Origin of the sequence: Mycobacterium shottsii, assembly GCF_010728525.1 — a bacterium.
GTDB classification, from domain to species: Bacteria; Actinomycetota; Actinomycetes; order Mycobacteriales; family Mycobacteriaceae; genus Mycobacterium; species Mycobacterium marinum.
This window is the reverse complement of the sequence record NZ_AP022572.1, coordinates 2,269,791-2,295,962: the sequence shown is the minus strand read 5'-3', so window position 1 is coordinate 2,295,962 and position 26,172 is coordinate 2,269,791. Positions and strand designations below refer to the sequence as shown.

At 65.3% G+C, this 26,172-nt stretch carries 22 protein-coding genes and 2 pseudogenes; 12 read left to right on the top strand and 12 right to left on the bottom strand.

Annotated features, from left to right (window positions below; all coding sequences use genetic code 11):
- Positions 1-26 precede the first annotated feature (26 nt).
- The 4 genes and pseudogenes from G6N41_RS10830 to G6N41_RS10815 all read right to left on the bottom strand — a co-directional run bounded on the left by G6N41_RS10830 (position 27) and on the right by G6N41_RS10815 (position 4,314).
- A pseudogene (locus G6N41_RS10830) lies at positions 27-1,248 on the bottom strand (O-succinylhomoserine sulfhydrylase).
- A 105-nt stretch (positions 1,249-1,353) separates the two neighbouring features.
- Positions 1,354-1,782 (bottom strand): rhodanese-like domain-containing protein, encoded by a 429-nt coding sequence (locus G6N41_RS10825; protein WP_198967342.1) that lies wholly within the window; start codon positions 1,780-1,782, stop codon positions 1,354-1,356.
- Positions 1,779-3,119, bottom strand: a complete 1,341-nt coding sequence (gene purT / locus G6N41_RS10820) for a formate-dependent phosphoribosylglycinamide formyltransferase (protein WP_198967341.1) — start codon at positions 3,117-3,119, stop codon at positions 1,779-1,781. Before purT ends, G6N41_RS10825 begins: the two co-directional genes overlap by 4 nt.
- Before the next feature lie 324 nt (positions 3,120-3,443).
- A pseudogene (locus G6N41_RS10815) lies at positions 3,444-4,314 on the bottom strand (IS5 family transposase).
- Positions 4,315-4,382: 68 nt separating this feature from the next.
- Here G6N41_RS10815 and G6N41_RS29515 point away from each other — a divergent pair.
- The 3 genes from G6N41_RS29515 to G6N41_RS10805 all read left to right on the top strand — a co-directional run bounded on the left by G6N41_RS29515 (position 4,383) and on the right by G6N41_RS10805 (position 6,817).
- Positions 4,383-4,517: a hypothetical protein gene (locus G6N41_RS29515; protein ID WP_258035685.1), complete on the top strand. Its 135-nt coding sequence runs from the start codon at positions 4,383-4,385 to the stop codon at positions 4,515-4,517.
- 8 nt (positions 4,518-4,525) lie between these two features.
- Positions 4,526-5,860 (top strand): PPE family protein, encoded by a 1,335-nt coding sequence (locus G6N41_RS10810; RefSeq protein WP_198967821.1) that lies wholly within the window; start codon positions 4,526-4,528, stop codon positions 5,858-5,860.
- A gap of 141 nt (positions 5,861-6,001) precedes the next feature.
- On the top strand, positions 6,002-6,817 hold the full coding sequence (locus G6N41_RS10805) for a TetR/AcrR family transcriptional regulator (RefSeq protein ID WP_259593909.1): 816 nt from the start codon (positions 6,002-6,004) through the stop codon (positions 6,815-6,817).
- Between the two features lie 398 nt (positions 6,818-7,215).
- On the opposite strand, the gene G6N41_RS10795 is transcribed toward G6N41_RS10805, so the two are convergent.
- On the bottom strand, positions 7,216-7,875 hold the full coding sequence (locus G6N41_RS10795; protein ID WP_198967340.1) for a PaaI family thioesterase: 660 nt from the start codon (positions 7,873-7,875) through the stop codon (positions 7,216-7,218).
- Positions 7,872-9,170 (bottom strand): adenylosuccinate synthase, encoded by a 1,299-nt coding sequence (locus G6N41_RS10790; RefSeq protein ID WP_198967339.1) that lies wholly within the window; start codon positions 9,168-9,170, stop codon positions 7,872-7,874. The genes G6N41_RS10795 and G6N41_RS10790 overlap by 4 nt, the downstream gene beginning before the upstream one ends.
- A gap of 90 nt (positions 9,171-9,260) precedes the next feature.
- Between G6N41_RS10790 and G6N41_RS10785 the strand changes: the two genes are divergently transcribed.
- From G6N41_RS10785 to G6N41_RS10775, 3 genes are read left to right on the top strand one after another with little or no spacing between them, the layout of a single operon-like run.
- Entirely contained in the window at positions 9,261-9,938 is a 678-nt protein-coding gene (locus G6N41_RS10785; RefSeq protein ID WP_198967338.1) for a peptidase M50, read from the top strand.
- Positions 9,939-9,948: 10 nt separating this feature from the next.
- Complete coding sequence (locus tag G6N41_RS10780) at positions 9,949-10,728, top strand: site-2 protease family protein (protein ID WP_099052611.1); 780 nt, start codon at positions 9,949-9,951, stop codon at positions 10,726-10,728.
- A gap of 44 nt (positions 10,729-10,772) precedes the next feature.
- The gene (locus tag G6N41_RS10775; RefSeq protein ID WP_198967337.1) at positions 10,773-11,696 is read left to right on the top strand and encodes a cation diffusion facilitator family transporter; all 924 of its coding nucleotides are present in this window, start codon (positions 10,773-10,775) and stop codon (positions 11,694-11,696) included.
- Positions 11,697-11,724: 28 nt separating this feature from the next.
- On the opposite strand, the gene G6N41_RS10770 is transcribed toward G6N41_RS10775, so the two are convergent.
- The 3 genes from G6N41_RS10770 to G6N41_RS10760 all read right to left on the bottom strand — a co-directional run bounded on the left by G6N41_RS10770 (position 11,725) and on the right by G6N41_RS10760 (position 14,510).
- Positions 11,725-12,699, bottom strand: a complete 975-nt coding sequence (locus G6N41_RS10770; protein ID WP_198967336.1) for a sulfotransferase domain-containing protein — start codon at positions 12,697-12,699, stop codon at positions 11,725-11,727.
- Between the two features lie 416 nt (positions 12,700-13,115).
- Positions 13,116-13,874, bottom strand: coding sequence for a class I SAM-dependent methyltransferase (locus G6N41_RS10765; RefSeq protein ID WP_198967335.1), 759 nt, complete (start codon positions 13,872-13,874; stop codon positions 13,116-13,118).
- A gap of 222 nt (positions 13,875-14,096) precedes the next feature.
- Positions 14,097-14,510, bottom strand: coding sequence for a DUF3151 domain-containing protein (locus tag G6N41_RS10760; protein ID WP_198967334.1), 414 nt, complete (start codon positions 14,508-14,510; stop codon positions 14,097-14,099).
- Between the two features lie 150 nt (positions 14,511-14,660).
- Here G6N41_RS10760 and G6N41_RS10755 point away from each other — a divergent pair, with 150 nt between their 5' ends.
- Positions 14,661-15,476 (top strand): Rv0361 family membrane protein, encoded by an 816-nt coding sequence (locus G6N41_RS10755; protein ID WP_198967333.1) that lies wholly within the window; start codon positions 14,661-14,663, stop codon positions 15,474-15,476.
- Between the two features lie 764 nt (positions 15,477-16,240).
- Entirely contained in the window at positions 16,241-17,623 is a 1,383-nt protein-coding gene (gene mgtE, locus G6N41_RS10750; RefSeq protein ID WP_198967820.1) for a magnesium transporter, read from the top strand.
- Between the two features lie 86 nt (positions 17,624-17,709).
- Here the strand turns inward: mgtE and fbaA are convergent, their stop codons facing one another.
- Entirely contained in the window at positions 17,710-18,744 is a 1,035-nt protein-coding gene (gene fbaA, locus G6N41_RS10745; protein WP_117423702.1) for a class II fructose-bisphosphate aldolase, read from the bottom strand.
- 100 nt (positions 18,745-18,844) lie between these two features.
- Here fbaA and G6N41_RS10740 point away from each other — a divergent pair, with 100 nt between their 5' ends.
- Positions 18,845-19,537 (top strand): DedA family protein, encoded by a 693-nt coding sequence (locus G6N41_RS10740; RefSeq protein ID WP_012392627.1) that lies wholly within the window; start codon positions 18,845-18,847, stop codon positions 19,535-19,537.
- On the opposite strand, the gene G6N41_RS10735 is transcribed toward G6N41_RS10740, so the two are convergent.
- Both G6N41_RS10735 and G6N41_RS10730 read right to left on the bottom strand, forming a co-directional pair.
- The gene (locus G6N41_RS10735; RefSeq protein ID WP_198967332.1) at positions 19,526-20,641 is read right to left on the bottom strand and encodes a glycoside hydrolase family 76 protein; all 1,116 of its coding nucleotides are present in this window, start codon (positions 20,639-20,641) and stop codon (positions 19,526-19,528) included. The genes G6N41_RS10740 and G6N41_RS10735 overlap by 12 nt on opposite strands.
- A gap of 98 nt (positions 20,642-20,739) precedes the next feature.
- Positions 20,740-21,942 (bottom strand): adenylate/guanylate cyclase domain-containing protein, encoded by a 1,203-nt coding sequence (locus tag G6N41_RS10730; protein ID WP_336282412.1) that lies wholly within the window; start codon positions 21,940-21,942, stop codon positions 20,740-20,742.
- A gap of 601 nt (positions 21,943-22,543) precedes the next feature.
- Here G6N41_RS10730 and eat point away from each other — a divergent pair.
- From eat to eutC, 3 genes are read left to right on the top strand one after another with little or no spacing between them, the layout of a single operon-like run.
- A complete protein-coding gene (gene eat / locus G6N41_RS10725; protein WP_198967331.1) occupies positions 22,544-23,995 on the top strand; it encodes an ethanolamine permease in 1,452 nt (483 codons plus the stop codon).
- Positions 23,992-25,401: an ethanolamine ammonia-lyase subunit EutB gene (locus G6N41_RS10720; RefSeq protein ID WP_198967330.1), complete on the top strand. Its 1,410-nt coding sequence runs from the start codon at positions 23,992-23,994 to the stop codon at positions 25,399-25,401. Before eat ends, G6N41_RS10720 begins: the two co-directional genes overlap by 4 nt.
- Positions 25,398-26,171: an ethanolamine ammonia-lyase subunit EutC gene (gene eutC, locus G6N41_RS10715; protein WP_198967329.1), complete on the top strand. Its 774-nt coding sequence runs from the start codon at positions 25,398-25,400 to the stop codon at positions 26,169-26,171. Before G6N41_RS10720 ends, eutC begins: the two co-directional genes overlap by 4 nt.
- The last annotated feature ends 1 nt before the right edge of the window (position 26,172 follow it).

The following is a 26,172-nucleotide window of genomic DNA, read 5'->3' as shown; positions in this document are numbered from 1 at the left end:
CTTTAGCGGGTGCATCCGCGTTGCCACTAGCCGAGTGCCTGATCAATATCGGCGATCAGATCCTCGGCGCCCTCCAGCCCGACCGAAATGCGCACCACTGCGTCACCGAGCCCGATCGCGGCGCGGCCCTCCGGGCCCATCGCCCGGTGCGTCGTGGTTGCCGGGTGGGTGATCAACGATTTAGTGTCGCCGAGGTTATTGGAGATGTCAATCAATCTCAGCTTGTCGAGCACTTCGAAAGCGCGCCGCTTGGCCGCACTTTCCGGGGCGTCGAGTGCAAACGTCACCACGGTTCCGCCGCCAGACATCTGACGCTTGGCCAGGTCGTACTGCGGATGTGAGGGCAGATACGGATACCGCACCCATCGCACCGCGGGGTGGCCCTGCAGAAACTCGGCGATGCGCAGCGCCGAGGAATTACTATGCTGAACCCGAACCGCAAGCGTCTCGAGACCTTTGAGCAGAATCCAGGCGTTGAAAGCGCTGAGCGCCGGACCGGTGTGGCGCATCAGCTTCTGCACCGGCCCGTCGATGTAGGCCTGGTCGCCAAGAATGGCACCGCCCAGCACCCTGCCCTGACCGTCGATGTGCTTGGTACCCGAGTACACAACCACATCGACCCCGAGCGGAATTCCCTGCTGCAGCAGCGGAGTAGCAAAAAACGTTGTCCAGCACAACTTTTGCGCCCGCGGCATGCGCCAACTCGGTCACCGCGGCGATATCGACCAGCGATTGCATCGGGTTGGACGGCGTTTCGAAGAACACCGCCTCGGTGGGCACCGATAACGCTTGCTCCCACTGCTCGAGGTCGTCACCGTCAACGAACACCGTTTCCACGCCCCAGCGCGGCAGGATCTCGTTGCACACCACAAAGCACGACCCGAACAGACTGCGAGACGCCACCAGCCGGTCGCCCGCACCCAGCAGCGCACCCAGCGCGGTGAATACCGCTGCCATGCCGCTGGCGGTGGCGAACACGGCCGGAGCTGCTTCGATCAGCCGAAGGCGTTCTTCGAACATGGCCACGGTCGGATTGCCGTAGCGCGAGTACAAAAAGTGGTCGAGTTCGCCGGCGAACGACTGCTCGGCCATCGCGGCCGACTCGTATACGTAGCCCGAGGTCAGATACAGCGCTTCGGCGGTCTCGTCGAATCCAGACCGCAACATGCCCCCGCGCACGCCGATGGTGGCCTGGCTGACGCCATCGGGCAACTTCCGGGGATTCTTGGGCTGCTCGGCCTCTGGCACCGATCGATCGTCGGTCACCCGCGCAGTCCTGCGACACAAGCCGTCGTCGGCATCGCCAGCATCGGCAGCGCCCCCACGTGCTTGTCGACGCAGGTCATCGCGGCTTCATCCCTGCCGCCAGGGCAAGCCGAACGCCCGCCAGCCCACCACACCTCGATGCCCCTGGGCGTCAAGGTGTCCTTCGAACCCGTCCAGCACGTTGTAGGCCGGCGTGATCCCCGCCGCGGTCGCGGCTGCTGCGGCGCCGATCGAGCGGGCGCCGGAACGACACAGGAAAACGACGGGCCGCTCCCCCTCCGCGGTGGAACCCGCTGCCGCGACGGCATCCTGCAGTTCGGTGAGGAAGTCCGCGTTGGGCCTACCGTCGAGAGTGCTCCATTGGATGTAGATCGCGTCCCGGCCAAGGCTCGACAGGTCCGGTACGCCGACGAAATGCCACTCGGCGGTGGTGCGCACGTCGACCAGCACCGCCGCAGCGTTGTCGCGCAGCATCGTCCAGGCCTCGAGCGGCGTGATATCTCCCGCGTAGCTCACCCGCGTGAGTCTCGCACATTCAGCCGGTCCACGACCTCGCGCGCGCGATCGCGAGCGACAGCGACATCGGGTGCGGTGGCCAGTGCAACGCCGAGGCCGGAGGAACGGGCACGCGGACGCCCGAACACCCGGACATCACTTTCGGGCACGGCGAGCGCAGCGGCCAGCGCATCGGCGCCCAATACCGGATCGACGGTCGCCACACCGATCAACCGAGCGGCACCGGGTGACACCATCAACGTGTCCACCGCAAAGCCCAAAATCGCCCTTGCTTGCAACTCGAATACAGAAAGACGCTGGCTACGCAGGGTAACCCATGCGGCATCTCCCGGGAATGGTTGGACGTCGCCAAAGTAGACCTCGTCGCCGTTGACCATTAACTCGACACCGAAAACCCCACATCCCCCCAGCGCCTTGACGATGCGGGCGGCGATCGACTTCGCCGCATCGAGCGCGGCCACACTCACCTTCTGCGGCTGCCAGGATTCCTGGTCACCACCGTCGGCAGCGTGGCCGATGGGTGCACAGAAGTCGATGCGCGGACCTTGCGGCCCCTGGCTGCACACCGCGATCAAAGTGACCAAAAACTCGACCTCGACCTGGGTCTCGACCCACACCCGGGGTGGGGCTCCCGCAGGCCCGCCCGCGACGGCCCGCTTCCAGGCGGCCTCCACTTCGTCGGGCCCACGGACCAAAGACCGCCGCGGACCGTCAGCGCCGGCTACCGGTTTGACGAGCAGCGGGTAACCCACGTGTGCGGCGACCGCCTCGAGCTCACCAAGGGATCCGACGAACCAGAACGGCGCGGTGGGCAGGCCGAGCTGGTCGGCGGCCAGCTTGCGCAAGGCCTCACGATCGCCGGCAAGCCGGACACACCGGGCGCTGGGCGCAAGCCCGATTGACCCACCTTCGGAGGGCGCGCGGTCAGCCAGGGCGTCGAGGGCAGCGACGCTGACGGCGTCGGTGAGCGTCACCACAAAATCCGGCCGTAGCCGCGTGAAGACCACCTTCAGCTCGTCGGCATCGGGCATCGCCACCACCAGCGCCTGATCGGCGACGCGGTGCGCGGGCGCATCGGCGTCTGCGTCAACGGCGATCACCTCGGCTCCAAGGTCCTGCAGCGCGATCGCCAGCTCGCGGCCCTGCGCGCCACCTCCCAAGAGCACGACCCGAGGCCTGACATGGGCGTCGGCTTCGGCCGGCGGCGCCGTCACAACGGGCGGAACCGCCATGGTGGTCGTCTTGTCGCCCTCGGGACCGTTGTCGTCGCGTTCAGTCGCCGGGCGTTGATGCTTGCCGATGGCCTCGTCGTGTCCTTCGGTCAAGCCGTCAGTCACCAGCTCACCCTCTCGCTCGGAATTTCATCCCTGCCGCTCAAGGATAGGGGCGCGAGATGGAGCAGCGAACGGCGCTAGGACTCCCCTACCAGAGGGCTCTATAAGAGAACGCCGCTTCCGTGCTCATTTCTTGACAAATTGTGTAACTCTGCAAACAACTCGCTGTGTAACTTGGCCATAAGGAGGTGGGGGCGAGTGAGCGACGAGCGATGGTCCGAGGTACCCGAAATCTGACCGCCGCAGGCGCGGCCTGAACCGGTCAGCGCGGTCCGATCCGATTCAGCGGCAACGGGGGCCTTCGCGGTCCCGCCTAGGTCCTGTCTGCTAATTGCGGACGCGGTGGTAGGTGATGATGGCGGCCAGGGTGACACCGCCGAGGTAGGTCAGGGCGTATTTGTCGTAGCAGGTGGCGACCGCGCGCCAGTGTTTGAGCCCGTTGAAGCTTCGCTCGACGGTGTTACGGTGCTTGTAGATTCGGCCTGAGAACCCCGGAGGCCGTCCTCCGTTGCGGCCTTTGGCTTTGCGGCGGGTGATCTGGTCGCTGCGCTCGGGGATGGTATGGGCGATCTTGAGCCGGCGCAGCTGTGCCCGCGTCGAGTCATGGGAGTACGCCTTGTCCGCCAGCAGGTGAAACGGGGCGTATGAGTTGCTGCACCGGGCGGCCAGCAGTGGCCAAAGCATCGGATTATCACCGGCTTGACCGGCCGACAGTGCCAGGGTGACCGGACTGCACAGCTGGTCGGTCAAGGCGTGGATCTTGGTAGTCAGCCCGCCGCGGGAACGCCCAATGGCGTGGTCATCGGGCTCATCGAGATATTTCTTGTAATTCGACAGATCCCCTGTGCGGCGCCCGGGCGCGCTCCGGCTGCGTGTTGGTGGCGCGCACACTGGTCGAATCGACCGACAACAGTGCGCCCAGGTCGGCGTCCTCGGCGTCGAGGTCAGAGGCGATCGCCGCGAAGATCCGCGCGTAGATGCCATCGACCGACCAGCGTAGATGCCTCTCGGCCACCGATTGCCAGGGACCGAAGTGCTCGGGCAGGTCACACCACGGAGATCCCGTACGGTAACGCCAGATAATGCCCTCCAGAGTACGTCGATGATCGTTCCACGGCCGGCCACGCCGCCGCCCCGCAGGCAACACCGCCACGATCAGCGACCACAAATCATCAGAAATCGCATGCGTCCGCATCACCCAAACAGCATCAGCCAAAACACCATTCACATTAAGCAGACACGCCCTAATCCGTCGAGGAGAAGTCGATGTCTTTCCTGACGACGCAGCCTGAGACGCTGGCCGTGGCCAACGTCGCTCGGGTCGTCACTGACACGGCTTCCCACGCCCAAGACACCGTCGCCGGCGCCGCCGCGGCCAGCCGGGGAGGTAGGCCGCAATGACCATGGGGATGGACTTCGGGGCGCTGCCCCCGGAGATCAATTCCGCCCGGATGTATGTCGGTCCGGGCTCGGCTCCGCTGGTGCAGGCGGCCCGGGCCTGGGGGCGGTTGGCAAACGAACTGAACGCCACAGCCGCCTCGTATTCCTCGGTGATCGCCGGGCTTGCCGCCGCTGACTGGCAAGGCCCCTCGGCACTGTCGATGGCGGCCGCGGCGGCCCCCTATGTGGCGTGGATGCGGTCCACCGCCGCGCAGGCCGAGCAGGCCGCGGCCCAAGCCCTCAGCGCCGCCAACGCCTACGAGTCCGCGCACGCGGCGATCGTTCCTCCTGGCCAGATCGCGGCCAATCGCAGCACCATGCTTTCGTTGGTGCGGAGCAACATTTTCGGGCAGAACACCCCGGCGATCGCAACCAGCGAAGCCGACTACAGCGAGATGTGGGCCCAGGACATCGTCGCGATGGACGGCTACGCTGGCACCTCGGCGGCCGCGACGGACTTGGCGCCATTCACCTCGCCACCTGCAACAACGACGGGGACCCAAGCGCTCAGCGCGGCCACGGTGCCAGCGGCCGCCGCCGCTGCCACACCGGCGGAAACCAGCATTTTGCCCCTCCTTCAGTCGTTTCTGCCCGCCCCGTTCAACGCCATACCGAACCCGTTCGAGGACCTCGACCTGCTGGTCCTCGCAGCCGTGGTGGTCTCCCTGGGCGCCCTGGGCGTCTCCGCGATTCAGCTGGGCGAGGTGTACCGCCACGACGTCGTCGACGAAGACGAGAACGCCCCGGTCTGTGGCGGGGAGTACGACGAGCTACCGGCGGCGGGCCTGAGCAACCCTGATCGAGACACCATCACCACTCCGGGCGGGCAACGGCTGGCGAGCCCGCCGTCGCCGCCGATCGCTGCACTTTCGGGCTACTCGGCCAACATCGGCGGACTCTCGGTACCACCGGCCTGGAATCTTCCTCCGACGGTGCGGCAGGTGGCGGCGATGTTCCCCGGCGCAACCCCGATGTATTTGACCGGCGGGTCCGATGGCCAATACACCGGTATCGCGGCGGCGGGGATAGCCGGGGCCAGCCTGGCCGGTTTTGCCGCCCGGGGCAGCGGCTCGGCCCCCACCCCAACCACCGGAGCCCCATCAGCCGGCGGCGGCGGGGCCGCGGCGGCCGCCAGACCGGCCGCGAACACCCCATCGGTTCCGGCCGCCGCAGCCGCGGCAAACATTCCGGGGTTGCCCTCTGGTCTACCGCCGGGGATGGTCGCCAACCTGGCGGCCACCCTGGCGGCAATTCCCGGAGCGACCATCATCGTGGTTCCGCCCGATCCGAACGCCGCCCAATAACCCCACCGCAATGGCTGGCGATCGCCCGAGCTGCTGCACACCCGCCTGCAACTCGGTTGCCGGCCTCTAGATAGTTTGTCAATTACGGTTGCCTACTCCAACGACTGCCGTTACCATGCATAGTCGGATGCGCATGTATCCATGCGTAACCGTCCCTATAAAATAGCTTCGCTATGCATTTATGTGCCCGAGGCATGGTTGGCGGACATTGATTCAGGTCGTCGGAGCCAGCCGAGTGCACGGTCTAGCGTGCGAACGACCGCGTCCAATGGACCGCAGCGTGGAGATTCGAAGGAGTACCGAAGTACCAATGCCCCGAAAAGCGCAACGTTTCGCAAAGTACCCACCCAGGATCGGTCGAAAGATACCGTCAAACGGATCCTCGACGCGGCCAGAATGCTTCTCGAAGAACGCGGCTACGACGGCACGTCCACGAATCGCATCGCTGCAGCGGCAGGCATTAGTCCGGGCTCGCTGTATCAGTACTTCGCCAACAAGGACGCCATCTTGCACGCGGTGGTAGCCGAATACACCCAGCAGCTGCTGGACCAAGTCACGGGGAACCTGGCCTCGCTAGTCCGGTCCGAACACGATGTTCCGCTGTCCGCCGCCATTGAGGCGCAGGTCGATGCCATGCTGGAACGGCCTCAGATTCTCCGGGTGATCTCCGGTCAGTTGCCCGGACGCACCAGCGCGGACGTGCTCAGGCCCCTCAGAGAACTGATGACGGAGACCATCAAGGGATACGCGATTGCGCCGCCGGACCAATCCATCGACATGGACGTGGATGCCGCGACATGGATCATCGTGCAGCTTCTTGGCTCGATAATTCGCTACGTCGTCGAAGAACCACCCATCGCCAAGGATGTATTCGTCGCCGAGATGACCCGATTCGTGCTGAGCAGTCCCGTCGCCTGGCGCTGCTCGGCACGTCCCGCAGCAGTTCCGACTGCCTAACCGCCCGTAACCGATTGCGTCACGCAAGCTTTCAACGTCAAGGGAAGTCTGAAGGCGCGCACTGGCGTATGGGCGGCCGGGCGGCCGAGTTCGCCAATCCGACCATGAACAGCGCGGCGCTCAGGCCCAACAGCGCCACCGATGCTGGCAGCATTATCGACTGTGACATAGCGGCCGCGAACGGCTCCCACAAGATCTGGGGCAGTTGGCAATGCGGTCCAAAGAAGGCCCATCCCAACATCAAGTCAGACGCGATGTTTCCCGCCAGGGCCCCGTACCCTCATCCACGCCTCTGGGGCCGAAGCACTCTTGCACGACTTCCAGGTGGCCGCGCCGATGCTGCCCGAGGCGACGTACAGCCTGCGCCAGATCGGCGAGTACATCCGCCAGGCGACGGGCTAGGGCTGGTCCGGTAGCAGTCGCACCATCAGACCGTTGGCTTCGGCCAACAACACCTCGTCGGCGTCGACCAGTTCCGCGGCCACGAACGCCTTGCGGCCCTCGATGCGGGTGACCCGCCCACCCACCAGCAACGGGGTATCGATCGGGGTGATCTTGCGGTAGTCGACGTGCAGGAAGGCGGTTCGGCTAATGGGCCGCGCCGCCGCGTGCGAGATCATGCCGAACATGTGGTCAAACAACAGCGGCAGCACGCCACCGTGCACCGCCGAGTTGCCGCCGACATGGAATCGGCTGAATGATCCCCGCATTTCCACACCGTCGGGGGCGTAGCGGGTCAATGTCCACGGCGGCAGCAGCAGGCTGCCCATGCCGGGCAGATCGGGTGTTCGCCCGGCGGGCCCTTGTCCCTCATCGGCCTGGAACGGGCCGAGCAGGCTTGCCAGTGCGTCGGCCTGCTCGGCGGCTTGGTCCCACACGCCGTCACCGGGATCGGCAGACACGGCCAGATCCTGCAATCGGCGCATCGCTGCCATGAATCGGCCAAAGCCAGGACCGGGGCTGGCGGGTCCGTACTCCGGGAACCCGCCGTGATGCTCGTATTCGGGATCGACTTCTTCCCCGGACCCTTCCGATCCGAGCGAAGAATAATGGGTCACGCGCGTTCCTGCAGGATGTCCCGTCGAACGATGGTCTGGTCCCGTCCGGGACCGACACCGATGCACGAAACCGGCGCTCCGGCAATCTCTTCGAGCCGCAGCACATAGTCGCGGGCCTTGGCCGGCAGGTCGTCGAATTCCCGTGCCGCCGAGATGTCCTCCCACCAGCCCGGTAGCTCCTCGTAGACCGGTTTGGCACGGCACAGATCGCTTTGGGTCATCGGCATCTCACTGGTGCATTTGCCGTCGATCTCATATCCGACGCACACCGGCACCGTTTCCAGGCTGGAGAGCACGTCGAGTTTGGTCAAGAAGTAGTCGGTGATGCCGTTGACCCGGGTGGCGTAGCGCGCGATGACGGCGTCGAACCAGCCACAGCGGCGGCGCCGGCCGGTGGTGACGCCGAATTCGCCACCGGTCTTGGACAGGTATTCGCCGCTCTCGTCGAACAGCTCGGTGGGGAACGGGCCGGAGCCCACCCGGGTGGTGTACGCCTTGAGAATCCCCAGCACCGTGCGAATCCGGGTGGGTCCGATGCCGGAACCAACGGCAGCCCCGCCGGCTGTCGGATTGGAAGACGTCACGTACGGGTAGGTGCCGTGGTCGACGTCGAGCAGGGTGCCCTGGGAACCTTCCAGCAACACCGTCTCGCCGGCCTCCAGCGCGTTGTTGAGCAGCAAGCGAGCGTCGGCGATGCGATGGCGGAAACCCTCGGCCTGCTCCAATAGCGACTCGACCACCTGGTCCGGATCCAGCGCCTTGCGGTTGTAGATCTTGACCAGCACCTGGTTCTTGAATTCGAGGGCCGCCTCGACCTTGTGCGCGAGTTGGTCGGTGTCGAGCACGTCAGCCACCCGAATGCCCATTCGGGCGACCTTGTCCTGGTAGCACGGGCCGATACCGCGACCGGTGGTCCCGATCTTCTTGCTACCCATGTAGCGCTCGGTCACCTTGTCGATGGCCACGTGGTAGGGCATCAGCAGATGCGCGTCCGCGGAGATCAACAGCTTGGAGGTGTCGACCCCGCGATCTTCCAGCCCTTTCAGCTCGCTGAGCAGGACCCCTGGGTCTATCACGACTCCGTTGCCGATCACGTTGGTGACCCCCGGCGTCAGCACGCCGGACGGAATGAGGTGCAACGCGAAGTTCTCGCCGGAGGGCAAGACCACGGTGTGCCCGGCGTTGTTACCGCCCTGGTAGCGCACCACCCACTGCACCCGTCCACCGAGTAGATCGGTGGCTTTACCTTTGCCCTCGTCGCCCCACTGGGCTCCGATGAGGACGATTGCCGGCATGACGCGCTCCCTGGTCTCACGGGTTAAGCCCGCTTATTGTGTTCCAGCCGGTGACCTACCCTACCCAGGAGGTCAGGAGGAGCTTCAAGAATGGGCAGCAATATGGGGGTGAAATCGGCCGCGAACACGCCAAGCATGGCGGTACTGGTGTTCGATGGTCAAGCCGTGCCCGCCCCACTGACCGGCCTGCCGACCCATCAAGTCGGCGATTCCGCGTCCATCGACGCCGCGCTGGCCGCCTACCAACGGCTCGCTGTGATCGGCGGTGATGCCGACCTGGCCGCGGTGCTGACCCGGCTACTGCGGACCGACCGACTCGACATCGAGGTGGCCTACGTGCCGCGCCGGCGCACCACAGCGACCCGGGTGTACCGGTTGGCCGCGGGACGCCGCGGCGCATGGCGCGCCCGGCGCGGCAGCGCGGGGCGGGTGCCGCTGATTCGCGACGAAACCGCGACGGTGATCGTCGGGCGCGCCCGCTGGCTACCCGCCGATGACCAGCAGACGATCCACGGCGAGGCGGTCGTCGACGACAACACGCTGTTCAACGGCGACATTGCCGGTGTCTACATCCAGCCGACGCTGGAGCTTCCCGGCCTGCGGGCCGCCCGGCACGACCGCAGACCATGGCGACGCTGGATTGGCGGACGCGCCGCCCAGCTGGGCACCAGCGGCGCCCGAGTGATCCGCGACGGTATCCCGGCACCCCGGGCCGTGCGGCGCTCCACGTTCTACCGCAACGTCGAAGGCTGGCTGCTGGTCCGGTAGCTTTCGACCGGTGAGCGAAATGGGCCTGCACGAGTCGGTGCGACCCAGCCCGATCTTTCTGGGCCTGGTCGGGCTGACGACAGTTGGAGCGGCGCTGGCCTGGCTGGCGGGATCCAGCGTCCGTCCCTTGGCGTATGCCGGGGTGTTCGTCTTCGTCATCGCCGGCTGGCTGGTCTCGCTATGCCTGCACGAGTTCGGGCATGCGTTCACCGCCTGGCGATTCGGCGATCACGACGTCGCGGTGCGCGGTTACCTGACCCTGGACCCGCGGCGCTACAGCCACCCCGCGCTGTCGCTGCTGTTGCCGATGGTTTTCATCGCGTTGGGCGGAATCGGACTACCGGGTGCCGCGGTGTACGTGCGGACGTGGTTCATGACGCCGACCCGACGCACCTTGGTCAGTCTGGCGGGGCCGGCCGCCAACGTGGTGCTGGCGGTGTTGCTGCTTACCGCAACCAGATTGTTCTATGACCAGGACCACTGGGTGTTGTGGGCCGGAGCGGCGTTCCTGGGTTTTCTGCAGATCATGGCGGTGGTGCTGAACCTGCTGCCGATCCCCGGTCTGGACGGCTACGACGCATTGGAGCCCCATCTGAGCCCACAGACTCAGCGCGCGCTGGCACCCGCCAAGCAATTTGGCATCTTCATCCTGCTGTTCTTGCTCTTGGCGCCGGTGCTCAACCAGTGGCTGTTCGAGTTTGTCGGCTGGGTCTTCGACTTTTCCGGGGTACCCCACCTACTGGCGATGGTCGGCAACTCGCTGACCCGCTTCTGGAGTCAGTGGATCTGACCACGGTTGCAATATATGCATAAATACGCATATATGGCTCTGCCGTGGGCGCTGGACACAATCACACCCCCGTTACGGCCTACGCCTCACGGATGATTCCCCGGATGGTCTGTGCGTCGACGATCCTGGCGATGTTTTTCGTGGTGGAACTGACCACCGCATGGCTGATCAATTCGATCGCGCTGCTCGCCGATGCGGGCCACATGCTCACCGACGTGGTCGCGGTGTTCATGGGACTGGCCGCCGTCATCCTGGGCAGGCGGGGCAGCTCGTCGCCAAACCGCACCTACGGCTGGCATCGCGCCGAGGTGTTCACCGCGGTCGCCAACGCGGCGCTGCTCATCGGGGTCGCGCTGTTCATCGTCTATGAAGCGATCGATCGCCTGCGCGAGGCGCCCTCGGTGCCCGGCCTGCCGATGATCGTGGTGGCACTCGCCGGCCTGTCCGCCAACATCGTGGTTGCGCTGCTGCTGCGTTCGCACGCCGACAGCAGCCTGGCGGTCAAGGGCGCCTACATGGAAGTCGTCGCCGACACCGTCGGCAGCCTCGGCGTGCTGGCCGCGGGCGTGGTTACCGTCACGACCAGCTGGCCTTACGCGGACGTTGTGGTCGCCGTGCTGGTCGCGCTGTGGGTGGCGCCGCGGGCGGTCTCGTTGGCCCGCGCCGCGCTACGAATCCTTTCCGAATCCTCGCCGAGACATATCGACGTCGACGAGCTTCGTTCGGCGCTGCGCGCCATGGACGGCGTGACCGAGGTGCACGACCCGCACGTGTGGACGCTGGCCCCCGGCAAGGACATGGCTACCGCCCAACTGACCAGCAGCGCGGACTCCGCGCGGGTGCTGTACGACGCGCGCGCCGTGCTCTCCGACCGTGGGCTGCACCATGCCACGGTCCAGATCGAGCACACCGCGGGCATCCAGGAATGTCCCGATAGCTGTTCGGACGCGGTGCCCGCGATCGGCTGATCCAAGCGGCCCGCTTCGGCCACCCTGCCTACCCGACGGCGGGGTCGCGGGCCTGCCGACCGCCGTGCGCCCAGGCGGCCAAATCCGGCGGAGCCAGTGCGGCGACACGCTCCTCGTATCGCTGTTGCTCAGCCCCACAAAGGATCTCCCGCCACTCACCCCGACCCCCCGCCCGAAAGAAGCGCTCGTTGCTACGCCACACACCGTCTGTGACGTTGGGAGCGAAGTCGAAAGCGCGCTCCCGCATAGCATCCAGCGTGGCGTAGGCGGCCAGCTCCCGGGCGCGAGCACACCCCAGCTCAATACCGAGCACCTCGGCCAGCCGGATCAGCTCACCCACCAAATCCGCTTGATAGTCGGCAAAGTGGAACATGGCGACGTTGGGCAGGTGGCGCCGCTGCCAGAGCGAGCCGAAGTGATGCAGGATGGCGGCCAGGGATCCGATCTCGGTCGGCGGCTGAAACCGCATCTCCGACGACGGCACGGCCGCCGCGTCCATCCAGCTTCGGAACGCCTCAATCCGGTCATGGGCGCAATCGAAGGTGAGCCGGAAGTCGGCGTCTGACTGAACAAATCGCTGGTGCGGCATCGCCGTCACTTCGGGGGTCCGCAATGCGCTGGCTTCCACGTTGGCCCACTGGAACAGCTCCGATACCGCGGCGTCACGCGGATCGCGGCCCACCCCGATGTAGGTAACCCGATCGTCGAGCACCAGACCATCCAACGGCGTGTGAGTCTTGATGAACCGGCGATGCCGCTGCGCATCCAGGGCCCTCACCACATCCTCGATCGGGCGAATCGTCTGGTCGAGCCACGGTGACACCCTCGACATTGGCGCCGGCAGCTGCGGGCCCTCGAAGACGAGCAGTGAGACCAACCGCTGGGTCCAAGTCACGCCGCATTTCCACGGCGCGGAAATGACGATGTCGCCCTCGCGCAGTTCAAGCGCGTACCAACGCAGGTTGTCGCTCATCAATGAGCGGTACAGGACAGGTCCGGCCATCTAGGGCAACTTCTCTCGATCGTGGCCCCACTCGCCACGAAGCATTTGCACTGACTTGTTGCCGATACCGACGGGATGTGAGCCCAACTTGCCCACATCCCGTCGGATCGGCGTCTCACTGTGCCGGTCAGAAGCCAACTCTCACTCGGTGAGTTCGTTGGCGCTGAACACGTAGCACGAGTGGGTGCTCTCTTTCTCGCAGAACAACACTTCGTGGGACATACCCTCACCTCCTGTCGGTGCTCGACGATGCACGTCGGCGCAGCCTATATACAAAAACGTATGGTTCTCCATACGAAATTGTTTGGGCCAGGGCAGTGGAGGCAGCACCCGACGGGCGACGATGCCGCAGGATGGGCCGAGATGGGCTTGCAACCTGAGTGATTCAGTTTCCGTCGGCAACCCGCCGACCGGCCTTAGAGTGGCTTGCGGGCCTCAATGAGTACCCGGGTCAAGTGTGTGACAAACGAGCCTTCGGACTGGATATGGTTGTGCAGCGCCCGCAGCTGATCGTGGTAGCACTCGACGGTGAAGTCCGGCAGAAACCAGATCACCTTTCGCAGAAAATAGATGACGGCCCCGACGTCGAAGAACTCCACCCGAAGCCGCTCGATCCGCATATCGACGATCTCGAGGCCGGCGCCGGTGATTTCCGTGCGCATCCGGTCGGCGTACTGATCGGGCCCGCCGTGCTGTCGCGGCCCGAGGAAATGCTCGCGCAGGCTCCACAATGTCGCAGGCCCGACGTGCTGGGCAAAATACGTGCCACCCGCCTGCAGCACCCGGGCGACCTCTCCCCAGCACAGGTTGGACGGGTGACGGCTGGTCACCAAACCGAACGCGGCGTCCGTGAACGGCAATGGCGGCTTGTCACCGGTGGCGACCACCACCACACCCAACGGATGCAGCAGCTTGGTGGCCAGAGCCGCGTTGGGCGGCCATGATTCGGTGGCGGCCATGGTGGTCGGGAAGTTGCCCGCGCCGGCTAACATCTCGCCGGCGCCGGTTTCCAGGTCCAAGGCGGCCGTCGCGTTCGCCAGACGCTGACCTAGCAATCGTTGATAGCCCCATGACGGGCGCTCTTCGGTCGCGCGGCCATCCAACCAAGAGAAGTCCCAGCCGGCCACGGGCGCTGACGTAGATTCGGCCACCAGATCGTCGAACGTTCTTGCCACGCCTCACGTTATCAAGGCCTCTCAGGGCTTCGGGGCTCCTTATTGGATGGCGAACCGCACGAAGGGTGCCGCGAAGTGGCTTCGGTGCATGACGCACGGATGCCCGCGAAGCGGCTAGCGTCGCCAGGCTCGGAAGTGTCGGGACAACGCCTGGCCCGGTTCGCAGCCTCGACGGCCGGTGCCAGTTGGCCAGCAAGCCGCCCAGCAAGAAGAGTTGCTCGCCTAGAACCCAAGCACCGAACGGGCCGTCGGGTCGCAATCGTCGAGCAGGTCCAAACACCGCCGGTACTCGTCGGTCTCGCCGATGGAGTCAGCGGCACGCGCCAGAGCGGCCACGCACCGCAGGAAGCCTTGGTTGGATTCGTGCGCGTAGGGCACCGACCCGAAGCCTTTCCAGCCGTTGCGGCGCAACTTGTCCAGGCCACGGTGATAACCGGTGCGCGCGTACGCGTAGGCAGTGATGACCTTGTCGTCGTCGAGCGCCTCCTCGGCAAGCGCCGCCCAGGCCACCGACGCCGACGGATGGGCGGCGGCGACGGTGGCGGGACTTTCGTCTGCCAGCAACTTCTGCTCAGCCTCACTGTCGGGGGGCAGCAGAATAGGATCGGGCCCCAGAAGATCACCCATCGACGTCATGGGCGTCATTTTGCCAACCGCTCTGGGCGTAGCCAAACTCGCCTGCCTGGCCGCCACTCAAACGGTTCCTAGCTCGGCAATCACCCCAAGCGGGGGTATGGTCGCTAAGCTCCAACCTACCCGCTCAATAGCGGGAGGAAAGCAGCACTCATGCCCAACGCACCCGAGCCCGACCGCGACGGGACCGAAACCAGGGACGCAGCGGCCGGGGAAGAAGGCACCGAGAGCTTTCCCCTGATCCCCGATGACACTGAAACCGAGACTGTGGTCATCTCCAAGGCCGATCCCGTTACCGATCCCGAACCGTCAGGCGCGGACGCGCAACCTGAGCGGCGCTTCACCGCGCCAGGCTTCGACGCCAAGGAGACTCAGGTCATTGCGACCGCACCCGAGCCGGCCACCGAGGTGTTCCAAACCCACCAAGCGCCGCCCGCTGGCCCACCACCGATCGGCATGCCGCCGAAAACTGCGGTGCCGCAATCGATCCCGCCGCGCGATAGCGGCAGACCGGTTGCCCTGAAACAGCGCAACTGGGGCTGGGTACTGGCAATTGTCGTGATCGTGTTGGCGTTGGCGGCGATCGCCATCCTGGGCACCGTCCTACTGACCCGCAACAAGCACCCGAACGTGTCCCAGGAAGACCGGGTGCGCCAAACCATCCAGCACTTCGACGCCGCGGTGCAGACCGGCGATCTAACCGCTCTGCGCAGCATCACCTGCGGCACCACCCGCGACGGCTATGTGGACTACGACGAACGCTCGTGGGACGAAACCTACCGCCGGGTCTCAGCGGCCAAGCAATATCCGGTCATCGCCAGCATCGACCAGGTCGTGGTCAACGGCCAGCACGCCGAGGCCAACATCACCACCTTCATGGCCTACGACCCGCAGGTTCGTTCGACGCGCAGCCTTGATCTGCAGTTCCGCTATGATCAGTGGAAGATCTGCCAGTCACCGAGCAGCTAGTAGCGCACGCCGCAGCTTCCACCGGGCAACAATTCTCCCGCTCGACCCGCCCGCACTTCGCGCAAAATCTGTTGCACTGCAATAACTTTCAAATATGACCGCGGTTAGCACTGGCCCCGGGTCCGCCAGCGCGCATTTTCCAGGTCCAACCATTTGTGGCCAATTCCCGGACTCGATCAAGAACAGATTCGCCGCGGGGGCTTTCGGCGGCGACCGGTTGCGCTGTTCGTCGAGGGAACCACGACTCCCCCGAGACATTCCCCATCCAGCCCCATCCAGCGGGACCCAAGTCGCACCGGCCGCGCCGGGTAAGCTGCGTCCCGCCAGGATTGAGGCAGGCTTCACGACGGTAAAAGGCGCGCAGTGATCCGCTCGCAATGACCTCGACTATTCGTTTACCACCGCCGGGGGTCTACCCTGTGAGTCGCGGCGGCTACTGCATATTCGGATGTCTCCACAAACACCGAAGAATGCCGCGGTCACCGCCCCCCCCATTAGTGCAGACATGCCAGAACACGCGAACCACGGTTGCGGAACTAGCCGAACAATTGGCCCATTCGTTACCTGTAGTTTCGGGCTAGTTCCGGCCCGCACCACCCGTTCGTCAAATTGACGGAGTAGCTCGGTTTCCAGCGTGGGAGATCGACTGCTGCCGAAATGCGCCGACATGCATTCTGTGGCAGGGTGTTGGCGAATTGCCTGCTCCTGCGGGGATTTCGACCCGATTCGCTGTTCCAGGAGAGGCAGGTGAGTTTCACGTGAGCATCCACTACCCGACCGTCGAGCAATCGACTATTGATATCCGACAAGTCGTCGGCATCGGGACGCCCAAAGCCGTCGATTTGTGGCTCGATGTGGTCACCGACGCGCCGGATCGCGTCCGTGAACTTGCCTCCTTGTCCAAAGCCGAATTGGCCAAGCTCGGTGACCTGCTCGACACCACCAGCGGCGTTGAGTTGTTCGAATCGGTTGACGACATGCTGGCTGCCGAGGCGCTGCAAGCGATGGACTCGGCGGTGGCGGCCAGCCTGCTGGATGCGCTGGACTCCGATCACGCCGCCAACATTCTGCGCGAGTTCAAGACCGCCAAGCGCGATGCCCTGCTGGCCTCGCTGCCGCTGAAGCGCGCGGTTGTCCTGCGTGGCCTGCTGAGCTGGCCCGAGGACTCCGCCGCGGCGCACATGGTGCCCGAAACGCTGACCATTGGCGCCAACATGACTGTGCTGGATGCCATCGCTACCGTGCGCGAGCACGCCGCAGGATTGCGCAGCGACTCCCGGACCACCGCCTACGTCTACGTGATCGACGCCGACTCGCATCTGTTGGGCGTCGTCGCCTTTCGGGCCCTGGTTCTGGCCGACCCCGAGCGCCTGGTATCCGAATTGATGACCGAGGATCTCATCGTCGTCTCACCGCTGACCGACAAGGAATTGGCGGCACAGACGCTGATGACCCACAACCTCATGGCGGTCCCCGTCGTCGATGGGGAAAATCGCCTGCTGGGCATCATCGCCGAGGACGAAGCCCTCGACATCACTCAGGAGGAAGCGACCGAAGACGCCGAGCGTCAGGGCGGGTCGGCCCCGCTGGAGGTGCCGTATCTGCGTGCGTCGCCATGGCTGCTGTGGCGCAAGCGCGTGGTGTGGCTACTCGTGCTCTTTGTCGCCGAGGCCTACACCGGCAGCGTGTTGCGGGCGTTCTCCGACGAGATGGAGGCGGTGATCGCGCTCGCCTTCTTCATCCCGTTGCTGATCGGCACCGGCGGCAATACCGGCACCCAGATCGCAACCACGCTGGTGCGCGCGATGGCCACCGGTCAGGTCAGGTTCCGCGATGTCCCCGCGGTGCTGGTCAAGGAACTGTCCACGGGGGCACTGGTCGGCTTCACCATGGCGGTGGCCGCGGTGATCCGCGCTTGGACGCTGAACGTGGGCACGCAGGTCACGGTGACGGTGGCCGTCACGGTGGCCGCCATCGTGGTGTGGTCATCGCTGGTGGCGGCGATCCTGCCGCCGCTGCTCAAGAAGTTGTGCATCGACCCCGCGATCGTTTCGGGGCCGCTGATCGCCACCATCGTCGACGGCACGGAGCTGATCATCTACTTCATAATCGCGCACCTGACCCTGACGCAGCTGCAGGGCCTCTGACCGGCTCCGCTCAGCCGGCTCCGGCTCAATTCGCCGACTTCGCTCGCCGGCCAGCCGGCTCCGCTCAGCCGGCCAGCCGGCTCCGCTCAGCCGGCTAGCGACTTCCCAGCGCAGTGCAAGTCGTTGCAGGCCTCGATCACCCGTTCGGTCATCCCGGCCTCGGCCTTCTTGAGGTAGCTGCGCGGGTCGTAGACCTTCTTGTTGCCGACCTCGCCGTCTACCTTGAGAACGCCGTCGTAGTTGGTGAACATGTGCCCGACGATGGGTCGGCTGAACGCGTACTGGGTGTCGGTGTCGACATTCATCTTCACCACGCCGTACCGAAGTGCCTCCTCGATCTCGGACTTCAGGGAGCCCGAGCCGCCGTGGAAGACGAAGTCGAACGGCTTGGCGCTGTCGGGCAGCCCGAGCTTGGCGGCGGCCACCTTTTGCCCCTGGTCGAGAATGTCGGGGCGCAGTTTGACGTTGCCCGGCTTGTAGACGCCGTGCACGTTGCCGAAGGTCGCCGCCAGCAGGTAGGCGCCCTGCTCACCGGCGCCCAGCGCGTCAACCGTCTTCTCGAAATCCTCGGGTGTGGTGTAGAGCTTCTCGTTGATCTCGGCCTCGACGCCGTCCTCTTCGCCGCCGACCACGCCGATTTCGATCTCGAGAATGATCTTGGCGGCCACGGCCGCCTTGAGCAGCTCCTGCGCGATGACCAGGTTCTCATCGATCGGGACCGCCGAACCGTCCCACATGTGCGACTGGAACAACGGGTCTTTTCCGGCCGACACCCGTTCGGCGGAGATCGCCAGCAGCGGCCGTACGTAGGTGTCGAGCTTGTCCTTGGGGCAGTGGTCGGTGTGCAGCGCCACGTTGATCGGGTACTTGGCCGCGACGATGTGAGTGAATTCGGCCAGCGCGACGGCGCCGGTCACCATGTTCTTGATACCTAAGCCGGAACCGAACTCCGCACCACCGGTGGAGAACTGGATGATCCCGTCACTGCCGGCGTCGGCGAAGCCTTTGAGCGCGGCGTTGACTGTTTCCGAAGATGTGCAGTTGATGGCCGGGAAGGCGTACGAATTCTCTTTGGCACGTCCCAGCATCTCGGCATAGACCTCGGGCGTTGCGATGGGCATGAAAGACTCCTCCTGAAGGCTGGGTGTACCCAGTATTGCAAGACCGGGGAATGTGTCCACTCCGGTGCGCCACCTGTTCAAGCCGGTATGTTGAGACACCATGAACACCGCCGAGATGGCCTTGCCGGACATCCTCGACCCGATGTATTGGCTGGGCGCCGACGGAATTTTCGGGTCCGCCGTGCTTCCCGGCATATTGCTCATCGTCTTTATCGAGACCGGTTTGCTGTTTCCGCTGCTGCCGGGCGAATCGCTGCTGTTTACCGGGGGTCTGTTGGCCGCCAGTGCGCATCCGCCGGTCACGATCGGTGTGCTCGCCCCGGCCGTGGCTGTGGTGGCGGTCCTGGGCGACCAGACCGCATATTTCATCGGGCGCCGGATCGGACCCGCGCTGTTCAAGAAGGAAGATTCGCGGTTCTTCAAGAAGCACTATGTGACCGAATCGCACGCCTTCTTCGAGAAGTACGGGCCCTGGACCGTCATCCTGGCCCGCTTCGTGCCGTTCGCGCGAACCTTCGTGCCGGTGATCGCCGGCGTGTCCTACATGCGCTATCCGGTCTTTCTGGCATTCGACATCGTCGGCGGGATCAGCTGGGGTGCCGGAGTCACGCTGGCCGGCTACTTTCTGGGCAATGTGCCATTTGTGCACCACAACCTGGAAAAGATCATCCTGGGCATTCTGATCGTGTCCCTGATCCCGGCCATGACTGCGGCCTGGCGGGGCTACCGGTCGCGGCGGCGCTCCCCCAACAACGAGTCCGACTCCTCCGACCCGGTAGTGCTACCCGAGTGAGCTGACCGCCGCGACACTGTGGGCCGCCTCCATCAGCATCCAGCCCGACAGTTGCACCGACAGGTCTCGCTCGGCGATCTCCGAGCCCTGCACCGCGCCCTCGACAAACTGTGCCTGCTGCCCCTCGGCGGTGGGCAACTCGGCGTCGCGGTCCCAGAACGCCCCGAACACCGGCAGCCCGTCCGCTGTTTGCCGGCAATCCCACGCTGATTTCGCCGACGCGAGGACTATCGCTCGGGCGGTGTCGCGCGCTTGCGCGTCGTCGGCGGAATCACCCGGCAGGGTGGTGGCCACCAGAGCCAGATACCGGGCGGTGATTCCCGCGAAGAGGCCGCCTTCTCCACCGCCCGCCCCCTTCAACACGCCTGCGGAAGCCATGTGTTCGGCAACGGCGGCGACCAGTCGATGGACGTGAGGCGCGTGCCGATCGTTTCCGGTCCGCGCCGCCAGCTCCGTCTCCAAGCCGAGCACCACCCCCTGGCAATAGGTGTACTGAGCGCGGACCAGCGACCCGCCCTTGATGCCGTCGAAGACCAGGTGCGTCTCCGGGTCGATCAGCGTGCGGTCGATCCAGTCACCCATCTGCTCAGCGCGAGCAAGCCGGTCGTCATAGCGGGCCAGAAATATCCCCGCCGGACCATTGGCAGGAGCATTGAAGAACTGATCCTGCTTGCGCCACGGGATGCCGCCACCGTCCTCGGGCACCCAGGCCTTGACGAACTGGTCGGCGAGCTTGGGCAGCGCCCGGCGCCGCTGCACACCTGCTATCCGCGCCGCCCGTTCCAGTGCCAGCGCCAGCCAGGCCATGTCGTCGTAATAGCTGTTGGTCCAGGAGAAATTGTTGCGCAACCGGTGTGAGCGAACCTGCCGATTGATCCTGCTGCGCCGCTCGGCCTGCGGGTCGCGCAACTCCGCGTCGATCAGGCAGTCCAGCAGATGCGCCTGCCACCAGTAATGCCAGGTGCCGAACATGCGATCTTTGCGTTCCGACGGCCATGACACCACGCCCAACTGGGTTCCCGGTAGCCCCCACAGCCGCTTGAAGTGACGCCCGGTGATGGCGGCTTCAGAACTCGCGGCCCGGTTCGCCCATAGCTGGTCCATAGCCCCCGATCCTGCCTCAGACATTCCGGGCCCACGCCGCCAGTGCGGCACCAGCCGGCTTGGCATCCAAGAACCAGAGTCGCAGACGTGGACGCTCGTCAATCACCGGCGGCCACTACGGACCCACCCACCGGCGATGACTTGGAGGTGCGCTCGCCGACCAGAAACCAGGTGTGCAGCATCCCCTTGCCCTTCACCGCCACGGTGCCGCGCTCCTCGAAGACAAAACGCTCCCTGAGGCGCTCGTACACATCCTGCGGAACCTGAATGCGTCCCGGGAAACCCGTGGACTCCATGCGGGCAGCGACGTTGACGGGATCGCCCCAGACGTCATAGAAGAACCGGCTGGTGCCGACCACGCCGGCCACCACCGGACCGGCCGCCAGGCCGATGCGGATCGATACCGTCTCACCGGTGTGATCGGTAAGGTGACCCACCGAATCCGAGAGGCTGAGCGCAAACCGGGCCAGCGCCTCCAGGTGGTCCGACTTGGGCTGCGGCACACCGCTCACCACGATGTAGCAGTCTCCGGAGGTCTTGACCTTCTCGAGCCCGTGGCGCTCGACCAGGTCGTCGCATTCGCCATAGAAGCGGTTCAGAAACTTCACCAGCTCCTCCGCAGTGGCGCGACTGGCGCGGTCGGTGTAGCCGGCAATATCGGCGAACAGTATCGAGACGTCGTCGTAGTTGTCGGCGATGATCTTGGTCGCCGGGTCCTTGAGCCGGGCCGCCACACTCGCCGGCAAGATGTTGGTGAGCAACGACTCCGCACGTTCGTACTCGAGCTCGATGGCCTCCTTGGCCCGCTCAATCTCATTGAGCGCGTACCAGATCGTCGCCATGACTACCACCGATGCCGAAATCGTGGTGACCGCAAAGCCCGCATCGGTGGCCCAGACCGGCATCTTTCTGGCATGGAACGGGGCCACGACTCCCGCCGCGATGTTGATCACGACCCCGAAGGTCACCACCGCCGCCGCCAACATGAGGTGATCGATGCCCAGCACGAGCGCCGCAACCAACACCGACATCAGGAAGTAGAACGCGATCCCGACGTGCGAGTCGATCATCCAACTGACCACGACCAGTGACACGTTGGCGGCAATCACCAACGCCAGCGCCGGAACCAGCTCGCCGAGCCGGTGTAGCAGCGGTATCACCGCAAACACCACGGCCATTACGGCGTTGAGCGAGACCACGTACCACTGACTGGTGGCCAGCACCTCGATCACCGCGAAACTCGCGCTGACCAGCGAAGCGGTGCACGCAACGATGGCAACGACGCGACGACGCCTGGTCAGGCTATCGGCGTATTGGCGGTCGCGATCGACAATACGCCGACTTCAGCCACAGCAACGGCCCGCTGAACGACCAACCGGCCGGCTCCGCTGTCAGCTCCGTGGATTCGACATCGACGTGAGCCACACCGGAAGCCTATCGGAAAAGGCCCCGAATTAACCGGCTTCACCTCGACAATTCGCAGTTCGGCCACTACCCGCGCACGATCGACGCCAATCGCCGATCCGATTTATCAAGCCCGACACGCACCCTCGCCGCGGCCGCCAAATACCGAGACCGCTGGTCCCAGAATGGATCCGGACCGCCCGCCGCGCACCGCCTCGATCCGCCACTCCCCGAAGGGTTCCCAGCGGCACCCACCGTCGTCTAAGGTGGCGCGCAGCCGATGGCGGACTGGGGCTCACGACCCCGGTTTGCCCGTGCCCGGTCACCACCAACCGGGCCGGCTGCACCGTTGACCCAGGCGTCCCAGGCTCACTCGTAGGACCGACCGCCAACCCTTGTCGGCCCGGCGCAAAAAGTTAAGTCTGTATTGCACCGGTTGGCTTTCCCACGGGCCGGAACAGATGCTGAAGGCCCATCGATTGAACGGAGGTCGACGAGGTGGCAGGCGATCACGAGGTTGCACACCTCGCGGGGGGACACTTGGCTGGCACCGACAGCCACCTGGAGTCACCGACCTACCTGCAGAAACGACAGTTGCGGACCGGCAGTGCCGGCTGGCTGCTGCTGGCGGGGCTGGGCGTGAGCTACGTGATCTCGGGGGACTATTCGGGTTGGAACTTCGGGCTGGCGCGCGGCGGCTTCGGCGGATTGGCGATCGCGGCCGTGGTGATCGCCGCGATGTATCTGGCCTTGGTGCTCAGCATGGCCAAATTGTCCTCGGCACTGCCGGCCGCGGGCGGCGGGTACACCTTCGCCCGGCGCGCGCTGGGGCCGTGGGGCGGATTCGCAACGGGCACCGCCGTCCTGATCGAGTATTCGATCGCACCGGCGGCGATCGCCACCTTCATCGGCGCATACGTGCAATCGCTGGGCCTGTTCGGCATTCGCAATGGATGGTGGGTTTACCTGACCATTTATGCACTCTTTATCGGCATTCAGCTGTCGGGTGTGGGTGAAGCGCTGAAGGTAATGTTCATCATCACCGGTGTGGCACTGGTAGGCCTCGTCGTTTTCGCAATCGCCGCGGTTGGCCACTTTCGACTGGCAAATCTGGTGGATATCACCCCGTCCGACGCGGTCGGCGCATCCGCTTTTCTGCCGCACGGCTATCTGGGTGTGTGGTCGGCGCTGCCCTTTGCGATTTGGTTCTTTCTCGCCGTTGAGGGGGTGCCGCTGGCCGCCGAGGAGACGGCAGATCCGGCCCGCAACGTTCCGCGCGGCATCACCGCCGCGTTCAGCGTCTTGGTGTTGACGTGTGCGGCCGTGCTGCTGTTGGCCACCGGCGCGGGCGGAGCCGCGGCCATGTCGTCTTCGGGCAATCCACTGGTAGCGGCGCTGGGGCCGACCGTCGCGGCCACCGTCGTCAACTACATCGGTCTGGCCGGTCTGGTCGCCAGCTTCTTTTCCATCATCTATGCCTACTCGCGGCAACTGTTTGCGCTGTCGCGGGCGGGTTACCTGCCGACCGCGCTGTCGATCACCAACTCCCGCAAGGCGCCGACGCTGGCCCTGATCGTTCCCGGCGTCATCGGTTTCGCGCTGTCGGTCACCGGTGAAGGTGATCTTCTGCTGAACATGGCGGTCTTCGGAGCCACTCTCAGCTACGTGTTGATGATGATCAGCCATATCGTATTGCGGCGGCGGGCAGCCGATATGGCCCGCCCGTACCGCACCCCGGGCGGTATTGCCACGTCCGGCTTCGCATTGCTGGTCGCCGCGACCGCGCTCATTGCCACATTCCTGGTGGACACCGTGGCCGCTTTGTGCTGCCTGGGCGTATTCTGTGCGTTCATACTGTATTTCGCCTTATATAGTCGGCATCAACTGGTCGCCAATTCTCCGGACGAAGAATTGGCGGGCTCGCAAGATTTCGAAAGCGAACTGCAATGAGCTACCGGCAGACTATTTCGGGTACCACGTATGCCTTCGACGGGCTGGTCGACGTGTTGGCCAAGGCAACGCCGCTGCGCTCTGGTGACCAGCTCGCCGGCTGTGCCGCCGAACATGACGCCGAACGCGCCGCCGCCGCTTGGGTACTCGCCGACATGCCGCTGACAACGTTTCTCAGCGACGTGGTCGTGCCCTACGAAACCGACGAGGTCACCCGGCTCATCATCGACAGCCATGACCGCCAGGCATTCGCTCCGATCTCCCATCTGACGGTCGGCGGCCTTCGCGATTGGTTGTTGGACACCGCGGCTCACGACGACAGTGCGGCACGCATCGCGGCGATCGCGCCGGGCCTGACCCCGGAGATGGTTGCCGCGGTCTGCAAGATCATGCGCAATCAGGATCTGATTCTGGTCGCCGCGGCCACGACCGCCACCGCCGCCTTCCGCACCACCATCGGATTACCGGGCCGGCTCGCCACCCGGCTGCAGCCCAACCATCCCACCGACGACCCGCGTGGAATTGCGGCCGGGATGCTCGACGGCTTGCTGATGGGCTGCGGCGACGCCGTGGTCGGCATCAATCCGGCGACCGACTCGCCTCAGGCAACCGCGGACCTGCTCCACCTTCTCGATGACATCCGGCAACGTTTCGAGATCCCCATGCAATCGTGCGTGCTGTGCCACGTCACCACCACCACGGAGTTGATCGACAAGGGTGTGCCCGTTGACCTGGTGTTCCAGTCCATCGCCGGCACCGAGGGCGCCAATTCCAGTTTCGGTGTGAACATCCCAATGTTGTTGGAAGCCAACGAAGCCGAGCGGTCGCTGCGCCGCGGCACCGTTGGCGACAACGTCATGTACCTGGAGACGGGACAGGGTTCGGCCCTGTCTGCCGGTGCGCACCTGGGCACCGGCGGCAAGCCCGTCGATCAGCAGACATTGGAGGCGCGGGCCTATGCGGTGGCCCGGACGCTGCAGCCGCTGTTGATCAATACCGTGGTCGGATTCATCGGTCCGGAATACCTCTACGACGGCAAACAGATCATCCGGGCGGGGCTCGAAGACCACTCCTGCGGGAAACTACTGGGCCTGCCGATGGGCGTCGACGTCTGCTACACCAACCACGCCGAAGCCGACCAGGACGATATGGATACGCTGCTCACCCTGCTGGGCGTGGCGGGCGCGGCCTTTGTGATCGCCGTCCCCGGCGCCGATGACATCATGCTGGGCTATCAAAGCCTGTCGTTTCACGATCCGTTGTACGTGCGACAGGTGCTGCGGCTGCGCCCCGCACCCGAATTCGAAGCCTGGCTAACCGGTCTGGGCATGGCCGACGCCAACGGACGGATTCTGCCCATCGATCTGGCGACCTCGCCGCTGCGGGCATTGGCAACCGGTGCATGAACGCACCGGACGCACGGGCCGCCGATGAGGTGTGGGCATTGCTGCGCGACGTCACCCAAGCGCGCATCGGACTCGGCAGCGCCGGCAACTCATTGCCCACCCGGCGGGTCCTGGAGTTCCAGGCCGCCCACGCCGCCGCGCGGGACGCCGTGCACGACCCGCTCGACGTCGCAGGGCTCACCGAACAGATCCGCGACCTGGGCCTCGGCGCACCGCTGGTGGTGCGCAGTCAGGCCAGCTCACGTAGCGAGTACCTGCGCCGGCCTGATCTAGGCCGCGCTCCGGCGGACCTGTCCATCCTGCCCAACGCCGGCGCCGACATCGGCATCGTGCTCGCCGACGGCCTATCGCCTCGCGCCCTCACCGATCACGGCGCCGGCCTGCTGGGTGCGCTGGTGCGCGAGTTCCATGACCGCTATCGCATTGCCCCGCCAGTGATCGCGACCCAGGCGCGCGTTGCCCTCGGCGACCACATCGGTCAGGCGCTGGGAGTGCGCACGCTGCTGGTGATCATCGGCGAACGCCCCGGGCTATCGGTTGCGGACAGCTTGGGCATCTACCTGACGCACCTGCCGAGACCGGGTTTGACCGATGCGGATCGAAACTGCATCTCCAACATCCACCCGCCCGACGGCCTCGACTACCAGACCGCCACCGGCATCGCCGCTGCCCTGGTCACCGGGGCCCGTAAACTCGGCCGCTCAGGGGTAGCCCTCAAAGACACCTCGCGCACCGAACTCACCGCCGACGACACGCTCGGCATCGGCTGAC